Below are 15,586 nucleotides of genomic sequence, written 5' to 3' on the forward strand. Positions count from 1 at the left end.
GTCGCGCCCTGCTCCCGTTGACGGGCCGCGGCGCGCCGAAGCCGGCGCCGGCGCCATGCAACGCGCGCGGGGTCGCTGCGCCCCGCGCGCGAAGCTGCCCGTCCGCGGCTCAGCCGGGCTGCGCCGCCTCCGTCAGCTGCATCCGCACGGCCAGCAGCGCGGCGGCCAGCAGGGACACGCCCACCGCCGCCACGCAGGCGGTCCAGCCGAGCCGGTCATAGACCTGGCCCAGCACCGCCGCGCCGGCAATCCCGCCGAGATAGTAGCTTGCCAGGTAGAGCCCGCTGGCCGCCGCGCGGTCGGAGCTGGCGGCACGGCCGACGAAGCCGGTGGCCACCGCCTGGGCGAAGAACGTGCCCACGCCCACCAGCACCATCCCGCCCAGCACCGCCCACAGAGACGCCGACACGATCAGCGGCAGCCCCGCCGCGGCGACCGCCAGCCCCGCCCAGACTGCCCGGCGCGTGCCGACCCGCACCGCGGTCCGGCCGGCGAGCGGCGTGGTCAGCATCGACGGCAGGAACACCAGATAGACGACGCCGAGCATCATCTGGCCGACGCCCAGCCGTGGCCCGGACAGTTCGAAGTTGACGTAGGTGAAGATACCGATGAAGGCGAACAGGATCAGGAAGCCGATGCCGAACGCCGCCCGCAGCGCCGGGCTGCCCAGGTGCTGGCCCCAGGCGGCAAGCGGCGAGCGCGGCGCGCCGGGCGACGCCATCACCGCCATGCGGTCGAGAGAAACCAGCACCAGCGCCGCCCCCGACAGGTTCAGCATCGCGAACAGGTAGAAGCTGGCCGAGAGCCCGTACATGTCGGCCACCGCGGCGGCGACGAAGCGGCCAACCAGGTTCGAGGCGACGACGCCGGTGATGTAGGCGGCCAGCGCCCTGGCGGTATCCTCGGCGCTGCAGTGCTCTGCCAGATAGGCCATGGTCAGGGTGAACGCCGCGGCCATGAACACCCCCTGCGTGAGGCGCAGCGCGGTGAAGCTCGCGAGATCCGGCGCCACCGCCAGCAGCGAGGTCGGCACCGCAAGCAGCGCCAGACTGACCCAGATCCCGGTGCGCCGGTTGATGTGGCGGCTGACCAGCGCCACCGCCAGGCAGGAGACCGCCATGCCGATGGTGCTGGCGTTGACGGCGAAGCCGATCGCCGCGCGCGACACCTGGTAGCGGGTGAGCAGCGACGGCAGGATTGCCTGCGCCGCGAACAAGTCGACCAGTGTCAGGAAGCCGATCACCCCGACGACGACCGAGCGCATATGGGCCGCGTGGGCCGGCTGCATCCGCATCCCGGCGGGGACAGGTGAATTGGGATAGCTCATCGCACGCTTTCCTCGCAAGCCGCCGCCGGCCGGCGCGCCGACGGCGGCCGCGGCGCGGCGGCGCGGGCGTCGCGCCGTCCGCCCGTACGGCGAACGGCGCTGCGGCCCTACATCTGGTTGGGGTCGGTCGCCTCGGGGAAGATGTCCGCCGACAGCAGCACGACGGGCGCGTCGGTGGTGTTCTCCCACCAGTGCGCGGTGGTGTGCACCTCGGTCGCGACATCCCCCGCCTTGTGCACGATCGGAACCGCGCAGGTGTTGCGGTGCTCGATGATTTCCCCCGACACGATGTAGATGATCGCCGGCCGCTCGCCATGGCTGTGCCAGGGCACGACGCCGCCGGGCTCGATCTCCAGCCGGCGCAGGCGGAAGCTGGCGTGGTCCAGCATCGGCGCCTCCTCGGCCAGGTCGATCGAGCCGATCACCGTGTCGGTGACGCCCTTCGCGCCGGCGTCGCTTTGCACGTTGCTTTCGGTGACGGTCTGGCCGCCGGGGCATTCCCCGGCCTGGGCGACCGTCGCCACGGATGCGGCGCCGACGGTCAGGGCGCTGCAGGCGGCGATGCGGCGAAGAATGGTTTGAAACGGCATGTCGAAGCTCCTCTTGCATGGCTGGAGGCTGCGGGGCTCGATCCCCGATCAGCACAAGCCTGAGAGTGCCGAATGCCCCGGCGCGGGTGAAATGCCGGATGGGCGTTGTTTCGATACGCGCCGTGCATGACGGCGCGGGCCGGGCTCAGGCGTCGGCGCGGGCCGGCACGCGTGCGGCCGGCGCGTCGACCTTGCCGTCCCAGGGCTGGCGGCGCGCGGCATGCACGAACGCGCCGACCGCAGGGCTGTGCGGCCGGCCGCGGACGGTGACCAGCTGCACCAGGCGCACGACCTCCGGCTCGACCAGCGGACGGATCGCCAGCCCGGGCAGCGCGACCGCGTACTCGGGGATATAGGTGAAGCCAAGCCCGGCCAGCACCATGTTCTGGATCCAGTCGTCGCGGCCGCTGGTATAGGGCCGCTGGAACTCGATCCCGCCCAGGCGCTGGCGGATGTCGCGAAGCTGCTGGTAGAACTCGCAGTTGGCCCGGCCCAGATAGCGGCGCCGGTTCAGATCGCGCATCCGCACCACGGGCCGCGCCGCCAGCGCATCGTCCGGCGCCAGCGCCACCACGAACCTCTCGCGAAACAGCGGAATGCCGTGCAGGCGCGGGTCCAGCTGTTCGGGCCGCGCGGAAATCGCCAGGTTGATGTCGCCCGCGATCAGCCGCTCTTCGATATCGTCCGCCGAGCCATCCTCGAGCCGGATGTCGATCTGCGGGTGCCGCCGGGCGAACCCCGCGAACAGCGACACCAGGCGCGCCGGGCCGATGGTGCACAGCAGGCCGACGCCCAGCGCCGCGTCGGCAAGCTTCGCGTAGGAGCGCGCCTTCAGCTGCGCCGCCTCCAGCTGGGCGATCACGGTGGCGAAGTACGGCAGCATGATCCGGCCGAACTCGGTCAGGTGGGTATTGCCGCGCTCGCGGTGGATCAGCGGCCCGCCCCCGAGCTTGTCCTCGAGCGCCTTGATGGCGCGGGTCAGGGCGGGTTGCGAGACGTTGCACACCTCGGCCGCGCGGGTGAAGTTCAACGTCTCGCTCAGGGCGATGAAATAGCGCACTTCCTGGAACTGCATCGGGGCCTCCCGGGCGGTTGGCGGGCTGGATCCAGCATCCCCCGCGGCACCGCCGGCCCAGGATACCGATCGGCGATGATTTCCATGCATGGAAGGTATCGACCGCCCGCCTCCGGGGCCGCCGGAAGGTCGATAACGTCGCGCTATGGAAACCGTGCAGTAACAATATTTCCCCCGCAGCCGGGTCGGCGGCAATCTTGCGGCAACCAAACCGCTTCGGAAGGACGGCCCAGATGCAAGCCGACATCCAGATCCAGACCCCCCGCCGTGGCGCCCGTCCCGGCGCGTCGCGCCGGCCCCGCCCCGGCGACAGCGACGGCGTCACGCACGCTCACCATCCCGGTGCGCTGGCCATCGTCGCGCACGACCTGAAGGGGCCGCTCGCCAACCTGTCGCTGCTGGTCGACGCCATCGGCATCGAGAATGCCAAGGCGCCGCGGCCCCGCCTGACCGAACTGACCGCCCGTGCCGACGCGCTCGTCGACCGGCTGCAGGGCGTGCTGATGGGGCTGCTGGACCGCACGCGCCTGCATGGCGATCCGCTTGCCGTGGTCGCGCAGGATGTCGATCTGGCGCAGCTGATCGCCCGCGCCGTGGCCGGCAACGCGCCGCTGGCGGCCGAGCGCCGGGTCCGGGTCGTCGCCGACGACACCGGTCCGCTGTGGATCCGGGGCGATGCGGAAACCCTGCTGCAGGCGCTGGACAACCTGGTCAACAACGCCGTCAAGCACGCGGCGCCGGGCGGCATCGTCGCCTGCGAGGCCACGCGAATCGACGACGGCGGCGTGGCGGTTCTTGTCCGCGACGACGGACCGGGATTGAGCGACGGCGATCTGGCCCGCGCCTTCCGCCCGTTCACCCGTCTCAGCGCGGTGTCGGACGCCACCGCCCCCGGCAGCGGGCTGGGCCTCTGGATCGTCCGGCTGATCGCCGAGAACCACGGCGGCCGGATCGACGCCGCCAACAATGCGGACAGGCGCGGCGCGACCTTCACGCTGCGTCTGCCGCGGGGCCGGAGCTGAACCGGCCGCCGCCGCGCCCCGGCGCACCCCGTACGCACCACGAAATCTTTGCAAACGAGGAATGAGATGCAGGAACACGTTCTGAAGTCCCGGACAGCCGACGCCGCGGCAACGGAAAGACCGCTTCGCGGCAGATCGGCGATCGTCACCGGCTCCACCAGCGGCATCGGCCTGGGGATCGCCCGTGCGCTTGCCGCCAAGGGCGTCAACGTGATGCTGAACGGGTTCGGCGAGGCCGACGCGGTCGAGGCGCTGCGCAGCGGTATGGTCAAGGACCACGGCGTGGCGGTCGCGTACGCGCCCGCCGACATGGCGCGACCCGGCGAGATTGCCGCGATGGTCGAAGACTGCGCCCGGACCTTCGGGCAGGTCGACATCCTGGTGAACAACGCCGGCGTCTTCCACGTCGAGCCGGTCGAAAGCATGCCCCCGGCGCACTGGGACACGACGCTTTCGATCAACCTGACGGCAGCCTACCAAGCGGTTCGCGCCGCGCTTCCCGGCATGAAGGCGCGCGGCTGGGGGCGGATCATCAACATCGCATCGGCGCTGGGCGTGGTCGGCGCGCCGAACGCCGCCGCCTACGCCGCCTCGAAGCACGGCGTCGTCGGCCTGACCCGCGCCGTCGCGCTGGAGGTTGCCGACCAGGGGATCACGGTCAACGCGATCTGCCCCGGTTATGTGCTGACGCCGCTGATCCGGCACGAGATCGGCGAGACCGCCAAGCTGCGCGGTGTCAGCGAGGAGCAGGTCAAGACCGATTTCCTGAGCGCGACGCAGCCGACGGGTCGTTTCGTCGAAACCGGCGAAATCGGGGCCCTCGCCGCGTTCCTGTGCAGCGCAGATGCCGCCTCGATCACCGGCGCCGCGCTGCCCATCGACGGCGGCTGGACCGCCCGCTGAGCCACCATCCCTTCATCGCAGGACAGGACCATGACCACGACAACCATTCGCCCCCCCGCCCCGACCGCCGGCACGCGGCCGGAACCCGCCGATGCCATGGCGACCGGCCGCGGCCTTGCCGGCAAGGCCGCCGTCGTCACCGGATCGACCAGCGGCATCGGCCTGGGCATCGCCCGCGCCTTTGCCGGCGCCGGCATGAACGTGATGCTGAACGGTTTCGGTGACGCAAGCGAGATAGAGCGCACCCGCAAGGATATTGCGGACGAATTCGGCACCACCATCGCCCATGACGGCGCGGACATGACGCGGCCGGAGCAGATCGCGGCGATGATCGAACGGACCCGCGCCGAATTCGGCCGGCTCGATGTCCTGGTCAACAACGCCGGCATTCAGCACGTCGCGCCGATCGAGACCTTCCCGCCCGAGAAATGGGATGCGATCATCGCCATCAACCTGTCGTCGGCATTCCACGCCACCCGCGCGGTCGTCGCCGGCATGAAGGCGCAGGGCTGGGGCCGGATCATCAACGTCGCCTCGGCCCACGCCCTCGTCGCCTCGCCGTTCAAGTCGGCCTATGTCGCGGCCAAGCACGGCGTGCTCGGGCTGACGCGGACGGTGGCGCTGGAGGTCGCCGAGCACGGCATCACCGTCAACGCGATCTGCCCCGGCTATGTGCTGACGCCGCTGGTCGAGAAGCAGATCCCGCAGACCGCGAAGGCCCGCGGCCTGACCGAGGACGAGGTGATCCGCGACGTGCTGCTGCATGCCCAGCCGACGCGCCAGTTCGTGACGACCGAGCAGCTGGGTGCCCTGGCGGTGTTCCTCTGCACCGATGCCGGGGCATCGATCACCGGCACCGCGCTGCCGGTCGAGGGCGGCTGGACCGCGCAATAGGCGCGCAGGGCGGCCCTGCCCCCAAGGGCCCACCGACAACAGCTTCCGGATGGAAGAACAGGAGCAATCGAGATGAACAAACACAGCAAGGCGAAATCCAACGGATCGGCGCTCGGCGAGCTGTCCGCCGAGGTCGGTCAGGTCGTGCTGGTGCTTCAGGGCGGCGGCGCGCTCGGCGCCTATCAGGCCGGGGTCTACGAGGCGCTGCACGACGCGGGGGTCGAGCCCGACTGGGTCATCGGCACCTCGATCGGCGCGATCAACGCGGCGCTGATCGCCGGCAACGCGCCCGGCGACAGGCTGACCGCGCTGCGCGACTTCTGGCAGCTGATGTCGCGCCGCGGGATGCTGGACCCGGTGCTGGAGCTGCTGCCCGCCGCGCCGCCGCTGGCGTTCTGGTCGACCCTGTTCGGCGGTCAGAAGGGATTTTTCGAGCCAAATCTTCGGGCGTTCATGGGCGCGCACATGCCGCTTGGCGAAGAGCACGCCGGCTACTACTCGACCGCGCCGCTGCGCGAGACGCTGGCCGAACTGCTGGACGTCGACCGGCTCAACCACAGCACGCCACGGCTGACCGTCGGCGCGGCCGAGGTCTGCACCAGCATGATGCACTATTTCGACAGCCGCGACGGTGCGCTGTCGATGGACCACATCCTCGCCTCCGGCGCGCTGCCGCCCGCGTTCCCGGCGGTGCGGATCGACGGCAAGCTCTACTGGGACGGCGGCATCCTGTCGAACACCCCGACCGAGGTCGTGTTCGACGACAACCCGCGGCGCAACTCGCTGATCTTCGCGGTGCACCTGTGGAACCCCGTCGGCGAGGAACCCGGCACGATCTGGGAGGTGATGCACCGCCAGAAGAACGTGCAGTATTCCAGCCGCGTCGCAAGCCACATCGCGCGCCAGAAACAGGCGCACCGGATGCGTCACATCATCAACGATCTTGCGGCCTATCTGCCCGAAGGCGCGCGGGCCCGGCCCGAGGTGCGCGAGTTGCTGTCCTACGGCTGCCAGACGCGGATGCACGTCGTGCGGCTGCTGGCGCCCAGCCTCGAGCGCGAGGACCAGACCAAGGACGTCGATTTCAGCTGGAACGGCGTCCGCAAGCGCTGGCAGGCCGGCTACGAGCACACCAGCAAGGCGCTGCAGCGCGCGCCGTGGCGCGAGGCGTTCGACCCGCTCGAAGGGGTCATCCTGCACGACGCGCCCGAGCCGGACGAGCTGCTGCGCGCCACCGCCTGAGCGCCTCGCGCGGCGGCCGGACGCGGCCGGCGCGCGATCAGCGCCGCCGGTCGGTGGCCCGCCGCGCCGTGTCCAGCGCGCGCAGCAGGTCCTCGATATCCATTCTCTTGCGGTAGTCCGGGTCCACGAACCGCCCGCGCACCGTGCCGCTGCGGTCGACGACGAAGATCGCCGGGATCGGCAGGATCCAGTGGTCGTTGGCGTGGAAGCCGGCGATGTCCCAGCCGGCGTGGAGCATCGCCGAGCGCTTCTCGTCGTCGAGCTGGATCGCGAGGCCGAGCGCCAGCGCATAGCCGTTGTCCAGATCGGTCAGGATCGGGCAGTCGGCGGCGGCATCCGCCTTCAGCGCCGCATTGAATTCCTGAACCTCGGGGGTAAGGATCGCCAGCCGCCCGCCGCGCAGGCGGATCTCGGGCTCGACCCCGGCCAGGGCATCGGCGGTGATCCGGCAATACGGGCACCAGTGCCCGCGCAGGAAGGCGACGACCACCGCGCCCGCCTTGTGCAGTTCTTCGAGGCTGACCAGCCGACCGGTCTCGTCCGGCAGCACGAACGGCGGCATCACCTCGCCGATCCCGGGCGCTTCGGCGCCGGCGCCGGCCGCCCGCAGCCGGTCCACCATCCGGTCGACGACCTGAGCGAACTGCGGCGCCAGCCGGCGCACGTCGTCGGCCATGACGGTCAGCCGCTGCTCCAGCGGGGCGTCCATGTCGCGACAGCGCCGGGTACAGTCCATGAGCTGCGTTGCTAAAGACGCGCCGGTCACGACACATGCTCCACTGAACGGTGCGGCGGCGCCGGCAACCTTCGGTGCGACCAGTCCCGGGACCGCAGCAGGCAGATCAGCGTCCGCGCCGCGACCGAATGCTGCCGGCCGAACACGGTGCAGGCCCGCACCGGGCTGCGCATCGCATGGTCCCGGATCCCGCCGATCATCAGGTCGGCATCGCACGGCCGGCCCAGCGGCCAGATGCCCAGCCCGAAGTTCGCCCGCACCAGGCTGGGAATGTCCTCGATCGCGTCGACCTCGTGCCGGGCCACGGTCTGCACCCCAAGGGTCCGCATCTCCATCTCGATCGCATCGATCACGCCGCATTCCGGGACGCTGAGGAAGCGCTCGCTGGCCAGATCGGGCAGCGCCGCCGGCATTCGCCCGGCCAGCCGGTGCCGACGGGTCAGCAGCAGCCCGAACGCCTGCTCGAACAGCGCCCGGGTCTCGAACCGCTCCCATTCGTCGGGCAGCGGGTCGGCGATGGCCACCTCGGCGTCGCCGTTCTTCAGCCGCAGCGCGATCTCGCGCGCCGAGCCGCGGAAGATCTTCACCTCGATGCTGGGAAACGCCGTGCCCAGTTCGGCGAGCACCGGGGCCAGCAGGTCGATGTCGATCATCCGTGACAGCGCGATGCTCAGCGGCGCATGGCCCTCGTGGTGAAAACTGCGGGCCAGAACCTTCGCATGCTGGCTGGCCTCGAAGCACTGTCGCAGCGACGGCAGCACCGTGCGTCCGAACTCGGTCAGGTGCGTCAGCTTGCGCTCGCGGCGGAACAGCGCGCCGCCAAGCTCGCCCTCGAGCTGGGAGATGGCGCGCGACAGCGCGGGCTGCGAGACATGGCATGCTTCTGCTGCGGCCGTGAAATTGAGGATTTTCGAAAGCGCGAGGAAATAGCGAATCTGGTGAAGTTCCATCGAAAACACCATCCCCGCGCAGGCCCACAAAGGCGTGCTCTTGACCGAGTCGAAACTGCCCTTCAGCAACAAGTCTATAAGGTATCCGGCCACATTCCCACGATTAGGCGCCGGTGCGCCCGCGACGCCCGCCGCGCGGCCCGCCGGTTTTGACGCCTCTGGCAAAGTGCTGCATGGTCCCGCGATGGCGTCCCTGTCCCAGATGGAAATCCTGCTGCCCGCGCTGCGCGCCTACGCGATCTCGATCGCATCGTCGCGGCACGATGCGGAAGATCTGGTGCAGGATGCGATCGAGCGCGCCCTGCGGTCCGACGGCAGGCCGGCGCGGCTCGAGGAACTGCGGCCGTGGATGTTCCGGGTGATCCGGAACCTGCACTACGACGAATTGCGAAAAATTCGCGTGCGCAGGGAATATCTGGCGGCCGGGAAACGTCTGTCTGACGGGGCCGGCGCGACGCCGGACGTGGCGCGGGACATCCTGATCCGACGGGCCTTCGAGAAACTGCCGCCCGAGGTTCGCGAGGTTCTGTTCCTCGTCGATGTCATGGGGCTTAAGTATGCGGAGGCCGCGCAGGTCATGGACGTGCCGCAGGGAACGGTGATGAGCCGGATCAGCCGGGCCCGCAGGGCATTGCTGCGCCTTGTAGAGGGCGGTGCGACCGAAGATGCAAAGGCGATGCGAAAGCGATGAGTGACCTGACGGACCGGGACTGGGAACTGGTCAGCGCCTATCACGACGGCGAACTGGCGCCCGAGGCGGCGCGCGGCATCGAGGCCCGGCTGGCCGCGGAACCGGCGCTTGCCGCCGCGCTGGCCGGCGTCTGCGAAGTCTCGGCCAGCCTGTGCGCCATGCGCCCGCTGCCCGCGCAACCGCCGGCCGCCGCGACGCCGCCCGCCCTCCGCGCGACCGCGAACCGCCGCCCGCTGACCTGGCTGGCCGCGGGCGCGATCGCGGCCGGGCTGCTGGTGGCCGTGGTCGTCGGTACCGGGCAGTTCGCGCCCGAGACGCCGCTCGATGCGCATCTTGAGCTTGCCGGGCAGCCGTTCGCGGTGGATCGGACCGATGTCGCGACGATCGCGGCGTCGGCCTCCGACGACTGGCCCGACCTGAGCGCGGCCAACCTGGTATCGGTCACGCGGCGCGCGTTCGGGGACGGGACGGTGGCGCACTACGCCGGCCGCAACGGGTGCCGCCTGTCGTATTTCCGCGGCACCGCCGCGCTGCCCGGCACGGCGGTCCGGGACGCGCAAAGCGCCGTCTGGGCCACCGCCGACGGGCTGCGCCACGGCATCATCGCCACCGGCATGGACACGGAAAAGTTCGCCGCCATCTCGGCCTACCTGCAGGCGGTCACGCGCCGGGAGGCCGCAAGCGGCATGTACGCCGCGCTCGAAACCGCGACCGAGGCCGCCACCCCGTGCGTGGGGTGACGGCTGCGCGGCCCGGACGGCGGGCTCAGTTCGCCGCGGGCTGCGGGAAGTTCGGCCGGCCCTCGTTGTAGTGCGCGGCGAGATAGTCGAGGATCTCGGTCCGTTCCGGCTCGTCGATCTCGGCCATGCCCTGCTCCTCGACCATCCAGTCCAGAAGCTCGTCCCATTTCTTCCGGCTCAGCCCCTGCTGCGCCACGATCATCTCCGAATGGCAGGCCGTGCAGGCGTAGTAGGTCGCCTCGACGCCGGGTGCATCGACGAGCACGCCGAACTCGTATTCCTCGTCCGCGTCGGCCGCCGCGGCGGGATCGGCGGCCGCCAGCGACAGCGGGTTGTCGGAGAAGGTATTGAGATAGGCGATCAGATCGGCGCGGTCGGCCTGGTCCTTCAGGCCGGCAAAGCCCATCCTGGTGCCTTTCACCGCGGCCCTGGGCGCGGCCAGAAACGCGTCCAGCCGGGCAGGTGTCCATTCTCCGCCATGATCGCGCAGCGCGCCCGAATACTTGAAGCCGTCCGATGCGGCCACCGGCCCGCCGACGACGCCGTAGAGGTTCGGGCCGGTCTTCCGGCTGCCGCCCTGCTCGACCGTGTGGCAGGCCTTGCACTTCATGAATACGCGCTCGCCCTTGGCGATATCGGCGTTCGACAGCGCCGCGTCGATGTCGGCCAGGCCGGGGGTGGCGGCGCCGAACGCGGTCGCAAGCAGGCAGGCTCGCAAAACTGCGAAGGTCATGTTCGTCTCCTGTGGGGAAGCGTGCGGGGCGGTCGCTGGCCGGCCGCCCCGCCTGGTTCAGCTCGCGCGGATGCCGACGCGGTGCATGGTGTTGTTGAGATAGCCCTTCGGGTTCCAGTCGATGGCGAACGGCTGCATCTCGCCGGCGCTGTCGGTGGCGCGCGCCCAGATCTCGTAATAGCCGGCCTGGGGCAGCGTCACGTCGGCGCGCCAGTTCTGCCAGGCACCGCTGTTGACCGGATCGTCCAGCTCGGCCGTCATCCAGGTGGTGCCGAAGTCGATCGAGATCTCGACCTTGTCCACCGTCCGGTCGCCGGACCAGGCGTGGCCGCGCACCGGCGTCGCCATGCCGGTGTCGGAATTGTTGGCCGGGAAGGTGACCAGCGACTTCACCGGCATCCGCTCGATGATGACGAAATCCTCCTCCGGAACCTCGTCGCCGGGCGCGACCGGATACGCCGGCACGCGGTACGACGTCCCGGTCATCTTCGGCCCGTCGTGGACCTGGTCGCGCAGCTGGATGCGCGTCAGCCATTTCTGGGCAGTGGACGCAGGCCAGCCCGGCACGACCAGGCGCAGCGGCGCGCCGTTCATCGGATGCAGCGCGCCGCCGTTCATCTCGAACGCGATCAGGATGTTGTCGGTCATCGCCTTCTCGATCGGCACCCCGCGCGAGATCGGCAGCTTGTCCGGATCGCCCGACAGATGCCCGTCGGCGCCGTAGTGTGCGGTATAGACGACGCTGGGCTGCACGCCCGCCTTTTCGAGGACGTCCTTGAGGCGCACGCCGGTCCATTCGGAACAGGCCACCGCGCCGTAGGTCCACTGGTTGCCCGTGGCGGGCGGGTTGAAGAAGCCGCGGCCGTTGCCGCCGCATTCCAGCGTCAGCGCCATGGTCACCACCTCGAACTGCTCGCGCAGATCCGCGATCGTCAGCTCCAGCGGGGTATCGACGAAACCGTCGATGGTGAGCGTCCAGGTCTCGGGATCGACCTCCTCGGGCGGGATGCCGTTGTTGCGGATGAAGTGGCGGTTTGTCGGCGTGATCGCGTCGTCCAGCAGCTCCGGCGGGGTCTCGGCGTTGACCGGACGGTCGTTCAGAAGCGTCAGCCCGTCCTTGCCGACAAGCACGTTGTCCTGCGCCATCGCCGCCGGAACGAAGCCGATCGGCATGTTCCGGTGGAACGGGATCGAGGTGCCGACCATGGCCGCCATCGTCGCCAGCCCGGTGCGCCGCAGGAAGCCGCGCCGGTCCGGATTTGCGACCCGCCCGAAGAAGTCCCTGTCGGCCTTCTCCGGATCCTGCGCGAAGAACTCCCGCACATTGGGTTTTCTGTCGTCATCGAGCGCCATGGTATCCTCCCTGATTGGCGACGGTCATGTTGTTGTTCATCATCGTTTCAGGATGGACGTGCGAGGCGGGGGATTTATTCCCCGCGCGCGCGTTTTTCGGCGGGCCCTCATGCCGGCCGCAGGGCTTGCCGGACGCGGCAAGGTCCAGGCTCCGGCGCGGCGGAACGGTGCTGTTGCGCGATTTCGGCCCGGGCGAGGGGGCGCGGGCGCCGCGCGGCGCCCGCGCGGCGTTCCGTCACTGCACGAAGTTGGGCATGAGCCAGCGCGGCAGCGCCAGGATCAGATCCGGCGCCAGGATGATGATCAGCAGCACCACCAGCATCGGCAGCAGGATCACCGTCACGTCGCGCAACGCGTCGATCAGCCGGATCTGCCCGATCGACGCGGCGATCAGCAGGCACAGCCCGTAGGGCGGCGTGACCAGCCCGAACGCCAGGCTGATGACGCCGATGATCGCGAAGTGGATCGGGTGCATGCCGACGTGCTGGGCCACCGGGAACAGTACCGTGCCGAGAATGATGATCGCCGGGATCGCGTCGATGAACATGCCGATCAGCAGGAAGGCCAGCGCGCTCATGATGCCGATGCCGACGATGCCCAGGCCCATGGCCTCGATCTGGGCGACCAGCGCCGCGGGGATCTTGAAATACGCCAGGCTCCAGCCGAAGGCCGACGCGGTGCCGATGCAGAACAGCGTGATCGCGGCGAAGCGGGCGCTGTCGTAAAGCACCTTGGGCAGCTCGGACGGCTTGATCGAGCGGTAGACGAAGACCCCCAGGACCAGCGAATAGATCACCGCCACGACCGAGGCCTCGGTGGGGGTGAAGAACCCGCCGACGATGCCGCCGACGATGATGATCGGGGTCATCAGCGCCAGCGATGCGCCGCCGACGGCGCGCATCAGCTCCCAGAAGGTGGCGCGGGCGTGGATCGGATAGCCGCGCCGCCGGGCGTAGATGTACACGGTCAGCATCTGGCTGCCGGCGATCAGGATCCCCGGCACCACGCCGGCCAGGAACAGCCCGCCGATCGAGACCGACATCAGCCCGCCCCAGACCACCATCAGGATCGACGGCGGGATGATCACGCCCATCACGCTCGAGCAGGCGGTGATCGCGACCGCGAACGAGCTGTCGTAGCGTTCCTTCTTCATCTGCGGGATCAGCAGCGAGCCGATCCCCGCCGCGTCCGCGGTCGACGAGCCCGAGATCCCGGCGAACAGCATCGAGACCACGACGTTCACGTGCCCCAGACCGCCGGGCAGATGGCCGACCATGGCGCGCGCCAGCCGGATCAGCCGGTCGGTGATGCCCGAATGGTTCATCAGGTTCGCGGCCAGCAGGAAGAACGGCACCGCCAGCAGCACGAAGGCGTTGTAGCTCTTGAACATCTCGCGCATCAGCAGGATCGGGGTCAGCCGTTCCTCGATGAAGAATACTGGTACGACGGCAAGGCCCAGGGCGAAGGCCACCGGCACCCGCAGGAAGACCAGGATGCCGAACGTCCCGAACAGGATCGCGGCGACTTCAGCCGGTCCCATGGGCGTCTCCTTGGCGAAGGTTGATGTAGTCGCTCCAGATCCGCTCGAGGGTGAAGATCGTCCACGTCACCCCGGCGACCGGCCAGGCGATGTAGATCGCCAGCATCGGCAGCCCGGAAATCTCGGACACCTGCCGCGAGCCGAGGATGCCGAAATCCCAGCCCCACCAGATGAACGACAGCGCCATGAGAAGGATCGCGACGTTGACGAACATGCGCGCGGCGAACTCGCGCCAGCGGCTGGCGCTGTGCGGCAGCACGTCGACGTCGAAATGCGTGCCGTCGCGCACCCCGATCATCGCCCCGATCATGATGATCCACACGAAGCAGAAGCGCGCGATCTCCTCGGTCCAGATGTAGCGCGGGATGATCCCGGTGTACCGGCTGAGGATCTGCATCGCCACCGGGATGATCAGCGCGCCCATCAGCGCGGTGATCAGGATCTGCAGTAAACGGTAGTAGCCGTCGAGCAGCCAGCGCATGGTGCCTCGCATCCGGAATCGCGCTTCAGGGAAGGTGCGGCCCGCGGTGCCGGGGCACCACGAGCCGCAAGGAAGATTACTCGACCGCCTCGATGGCCTCGAGCACGTCGAGCGCACCAAGCTCTTCGGCATAGGCGCGCTTCACGGGTGCGGCGAGTTCAAGCAGCTTGTCGCGTTCGGTGAACTCGTGCGTCTTCAGATAGCCGGCCTCTTCCATCGCCGCCAGCTTCTCGCTGTCCTGGCCGCTTTCGATTTCCCGGCCCAGCTTGCCGGCCGCCGCGCCGGCCTCCAGCACGCAGGCCTGCTCCTCTTCGGTCAGGCGCTGGAACGTGGCCTCCGAGATCGCCAGCGGCCGCACGGTGATCGCGTGCTGGGTCAGCGAGATCTCCGGCCCGACCTCGTAGAACTTCATCTGCTCGATGCCCGCCGCCTCGTTCTCGGCGGCGTCGATCACCCCGGTCTGGATCGCATTGTAGACCTCGGAATAGGCGATCACCGAGGGCGCGGCCTTGATCGCCTCGAAGATCCGGGTCTGGATCGGCGCGCCCATGACGCGCATCGGCAGGCCCTCGAGTTCTTCCATGTTGGTGATCGGGCGGTTGACGATCAGGTTCCGGGTGCCGCCGCCGGCATAGCCGATCAGCCGCACGTTGGCCTGCTCGAGCACGTCCTGGGCCAGCGGCTCCAGCGCGCCCTGCTCGATCGCCGCGTTCCAGTGGTCGAGGTCGCGGAACAGGAACGGCATGTCCATCAGCGGCGCCTTCTGCGAGAAGGTGGACATGTGCGACGGGCTGACGATCGCGTAGTCGACCGCGATGCCCTGGCTCATGTTCTCGAAATAGTCCTTCTCCAGCCCCAGTTCCGAGTTCAGGTGCAGATTGAAGGTCAGCGATCCGCCCGAGCACTCGCCGGCCAGCCGCTCGAACTCGCGCAGCGCCTTGGTGAAGGCGTGACTTTCGTCGAACTGCACGGCGCCGACCAGCTCGGTCGCCAGCGACGGCACCGCCGTCAGCGCCAGAAGGCCGCAGCCCGCTGCGGCATTCGCAATGAATTTCATGATTTACCTCCGGTTGTGTACCGGCCGCCGTTCGCGCCGCGGCCATTTGTGAATGGTAGTATGGTATTAGGTTGCAACGTCGTGCAACACTTGTTCACTTGTTTTCGCGCATCGGCCAGCCCGGCCGCGACCCGGGGGCAGCCCCGGTCGGGTGGTGTGGGGGGACGGAAGACGGCTTCGGGGTCGGCGGACATCGCGCCGCGCCGGAAGCCGCCCCGGCCACCTGCCCTGCGACGCGACGGAAACACACGG

General features: G+C 69.4%; 16 protein-coding genes. 6 read left to right on the forward strand and 10 right to left on the reverse strand.

The window, feature by feature from the left end; genetic code table 11:
- Positions 1 to 109 precede the first annotated feature (109 nt).
- The 3 genes from GE300_RS02330 to GE300_RS02340 form a co-directional block, all read right to left on the reverse strand.
- Positions 110 to 1,327, reverse strand: a complete 1,218-nt coding sequence (locus GE300_RS02330; RefSeq protein ID WP_154444504.1) for an MFS transporter — start codon at positions 1,325 to 1,327, stop codon at positions 110 to 112.
- Positions 1,328 to 1,434: 107 nt separating this feature from the next.
- On the reverse strand, positions 1,435 to 1,917 hold the full coding sequence (locus GE300_RS02335; protein ID WP_154444505.1) for a cupin domain-containing protein: 483 nt from the start codon (positions 1,915 to 1,917) through the stop codon (positions 1,435 to 1,437).
- Between the two features lie 145 nt (positions 1,918 to 2,062).
- Positions 2,063 to 2,992: a LysR family transcriptional regulator gene (locus GE300_RS02340; RefSeq protein ID WP_154444506.1), complete on the reverse strand. Its 930-nt coding sequence runs from the start codon at positions 2,990 to 2,992 to the stop codon at positions 2,063 to 2,065.
- Between the two features lie 233 nt (positions 2,993 to 3,225).
- Between GE300_RS02340 and GE300_RS02345 the strand changes: the two genes are divergently transcribed.
- The 4 genes from GE300_RS02345 (at position 3,226) to GE300_RS02360 (ending at position 7,053) form a co-directional block, all read left to right on the forward strand.
- Entirely contained in the window at positions 3,226 to 4,014 is a 789-nt protein-coding gene (locus GE300_RS02345; protein WP_154444507.1) for a sensor histidine kinase, read from the forward strand.
- Positions 4,015 to 4,080: 66 nt separating this feature from the next.
- A complete protein-coding gene (locus GE300_RS02350; protein ID WP_154444508.1) occupies positions 4,081 to 4,917 on the forward strand; it encodes a 3-hydroxybutyrate dehydrogenase in 837 nt (278 codons plus the stop codon).
- A gap of 96 nt (positions 4,918 to 5,013) precedes the next feature.
- Positions 5,014 to 5,811, forward strand: a complete 798-nt coding sequence (locus GE300_RS02355) for a 3-hydroxybutyrate dehydrogenase (protein WP_154444802.1) — start codon at positions 5,014 to 5,016, stop codon at positions 5,809 to 5,811.
- Positions 5,812 to 5,883: 72 nt separating this feature from the next.
- On the forward strand, positions 5,884 to 7,053 hold the full coding sequence (locus GE300_RS02360) for a patatin-like phospholipase family protein (RefSeq protein ID WP_154444509.1): 1,170 nt from the start codon (positions 5,884 to 5,886) through the stop codon (positions 7,051 to 7,053).
- 37 nt (positions 7,054 to 7,090) lie between these two features.
- Here the strand turns inward: GE300_RS02360 and GE300_RS02365 are convergent, their stop codons facing one another.
- Positions 7,091 to 7,762: a peroxiredoxin-like family protein gene (locus GE300_RS02365; RefSeq protein WP_233416707.1), complete on the reverse strand. Its 672-nt coding sequence runs from the start codon at positions 7,760 to 7,762 to the stop codon at positions 7,091 to 7,093.
- 53 nt (positions 7,763 to 7,815) lie between these two features.
- Positions 7,816 to 8,739, reverse strand: coding sequence for a LysR family transcriptional regulator (locus tag GE300_RS02370; RefSeq protein ID WP_325063066.1), 924 nt, complete (start codon positions 8,737 to 8,739; stop codon positions 7,816 to 7,818).
- A gap of 40 nt (positions 8,740 to 8,779) precedes the next feature.
- Between GE300_RS02370 and GE300_RS02375 the strand changes: the two genes are divergently transcribed.
- Together GE300_RS02375 and GE300_RS02380 are read left to right on the forward strand one after the other, a co-directional pair.
- Positions 8,780 to 9,430, forward strand: a complete 651-nt coding sequence (locus GE300_RS02375) for an RNA polymerase sigma factor (RefSeq protein ID WP_233416708.1) — start codon at positions 8,780 to 8,782, stop codon at positions 9,428 to 9,430.
- On the forward strand, positions 9,427 to 10,170 hold the full coding sequence (locus tag GE300_RS02380) for a hypothetical protein (RefSeq protein ID WP_154444512.1): 744 nt from the start codon (positions 9,427 to 9,429) through the stop codon (positions 10,168 to 10,170). The genes GE300_RS02375 and GE300_RS02380 overlap by 4 nt, the downstream gene beginning before the upstream one ends.
- Before the next feature lie 25 nt (positions 10,171 to 10,195).
- Here GE300_RS02380 and GE300_RS02385 read toward each other — a convergent pair whose 3' ends face one another.
- From GE300_RS02385 to GE300_RS02405, 5 genes are all read right to left on the reverse strand, one after another.
- Positions 10,196 to 10,903 (reverse strand): c-type cytochrome, encoded by a 708-nt coding sequence (locus GE300_RS02385; RefSeq protein WP_154444513.1) that lies wholly within the window; start codon positions 10,901 to 10,903, stop codon positions 10,196 to 10,198.
- 57 nt (positions 10,904 to 10,960) lie between these two features.
- The gene (locus GE300_RS02390; protein ID WP_154444514.1) at positions 10,961 to 12,256 is read right to left on the reverse strand and encodes a sulfite oxidase; all 1,296 of its coding nucleotides are present in this window, start codon (positions 12,254 to 12,256) and stop codon (positions 10,961 to 10,963) included.
- A gap of 235 nt (positions 12,257 to 12,491) precedes the next feature.
- On the reverse strand, positions 12,492 to 13,796 hold the full coding sequence (locus GE300_RS02395; RefSeq protein WP_154444515.1) for a TRAP transporter large permease: 1,305 nt from the start codon (positions 13,794 to 13,796) through the stop codon (positions 12,492 to 12,494).
- On the reverse strand, positions 13,783 to 14,277 hold the full coding sequence (locus GE300_RS02400; protein ID WP_154444516.1) for a TRAP transporter small permease: 495 nt from the start codon (positions 14,275 to 14,277) through the stop codon (positions 13,783 to 13,785). The genes GE300_RS02395 and GE300_RS02400 overlap by 14 nt, the downstream gene beginning before the upstream one ends.
- Before the next feature lie 76 nt (positions 14,278 to 14,353).
- Entirely contained in the window at positions 14,354 to 15,334 is a 981-nt protein-coding gene (locus GE300_RS02405) for a TRAP transporter substrate-binding protein (RefSeq protein WP_154444517.1), read from the reverse strand.
- Positions 15,335 to 15,586: the final 252 nt, after the last annotated feature.

Source organism: Halovulum marinum (genome assembly GCF_009697225.1).
Taxonomy (GTDB): Bacteria; Pseudomonadota; Alphaproteobacteria; order Rhodobacterales; family Rhodobacteraceae; genus Halovulum; species Halovulum marinum.

Bases quoted from the DNA above. Each gene is read 5' to 3' on its own strand.
- GE300_RS02360 (WP_154444509.1), top strand. From the start codon at position 5,884: ATGAACAAACACAGCAAGGCGAAATCCAACGGATCGGCGCTCGGCGAG.
- GE300_RS02385 (WP_154444513.1), bottom strand. From the start codon at position 10,903: ATGACCTTCGCAGTTTTGCGAGCCTGCCTGCTTGCGACCGCGTTCGGC.
- GE300_RS02380 (WP_154444512.1), top strand. From the start codon at position 9,427: ATGAGTGACCTGACGGACCGGGACTGGGAACTGGTCAGCGCCTATCAC.
- GE300_RS02395 (WP_154444515.1), bottom strand. From the start codon at position 13,796: ATGGGACCGGCTGAAGTCGCCGCGATCCTGTTCGGGACGTTCGGCATC.
- GE300_RS02405 (WP_154444517.1), bottom strand. From the start codon at position 15,334: ATGAAATTCATTGCGAATGCCGCAGCGGGCTGCGGCCTTCTGGCGCTG.
- GE300_RS02350 (WP_154444508.1), top strand. From the start codon at position 4,081: ATGCAGGAACACGTTCTGAAGTCCCGGACAGCCGACGCCGCGGCAACG.
- GE300_RS02340 (WP_154444506.1), bottom strand. From the start codon at position 2,992: ATGCAGTTCCAGGAAGTGCGCTATTTCATCGCCCTGAGCGAGACGTTG.
- GE300_RS02345 (WP_154444507.1), top strand. From the start codon at position 3,226: ATGCAAGCCGACATCCAGATCCAGACCCCCCGCCGTGGCGCCCGTCCC.
- GE300_RS02365 (WP_233416707.1), bottom strand. From the start codon at position 7,762: ATGGACGCCCCGCTGGAGCAGCGGCTGACCGTCATGGCCGACGACGTG.
- GE300_RS02330 (WP_154444504.1), bottom strand. From the start codon at position 1,327: ATGAGCTATCCCAATTCACCTGTCCCCGCCGGGATGCGGATGCAGCCG.
- GE300_RS02335 (WP_154444505.1), bottom strand. From the start codon at position 1,917: ATGCCGTTTCAAACCATTCTTCGCCGCATCGCCGCCTGCAGCGCCCTG.
- GE300_RS02355 (WP_154444802.1), top strand. From the start codon at position 5,014: ATGGCGACCGGCCGCGGCCTTGCCGGCAAGGCCGCCGTCGTCACCGGA.
- GE300_RS02390 (WP_154444514.1), bottom strand. From the start codon at position 12,256: ATGGCGCTCGATGACGACAGAAAACCCAATGTGCGGGAGTTCTTCGCG.
- GE300_RS02370 (WP_325063066.1), bottom strand. From the start codon at position 8,739: ATGGAACTTCACCAGATTCGCTATTTCCTCGCGCTTTCGAAAATCCTC.
- GE300_RS02400 (WP_154444516.1), bottom strand. From the start codon at position 14,277: ATGCGCTGGCTGCTCGACGGCTACTACCGTTTACTGCAGATCCTGATC.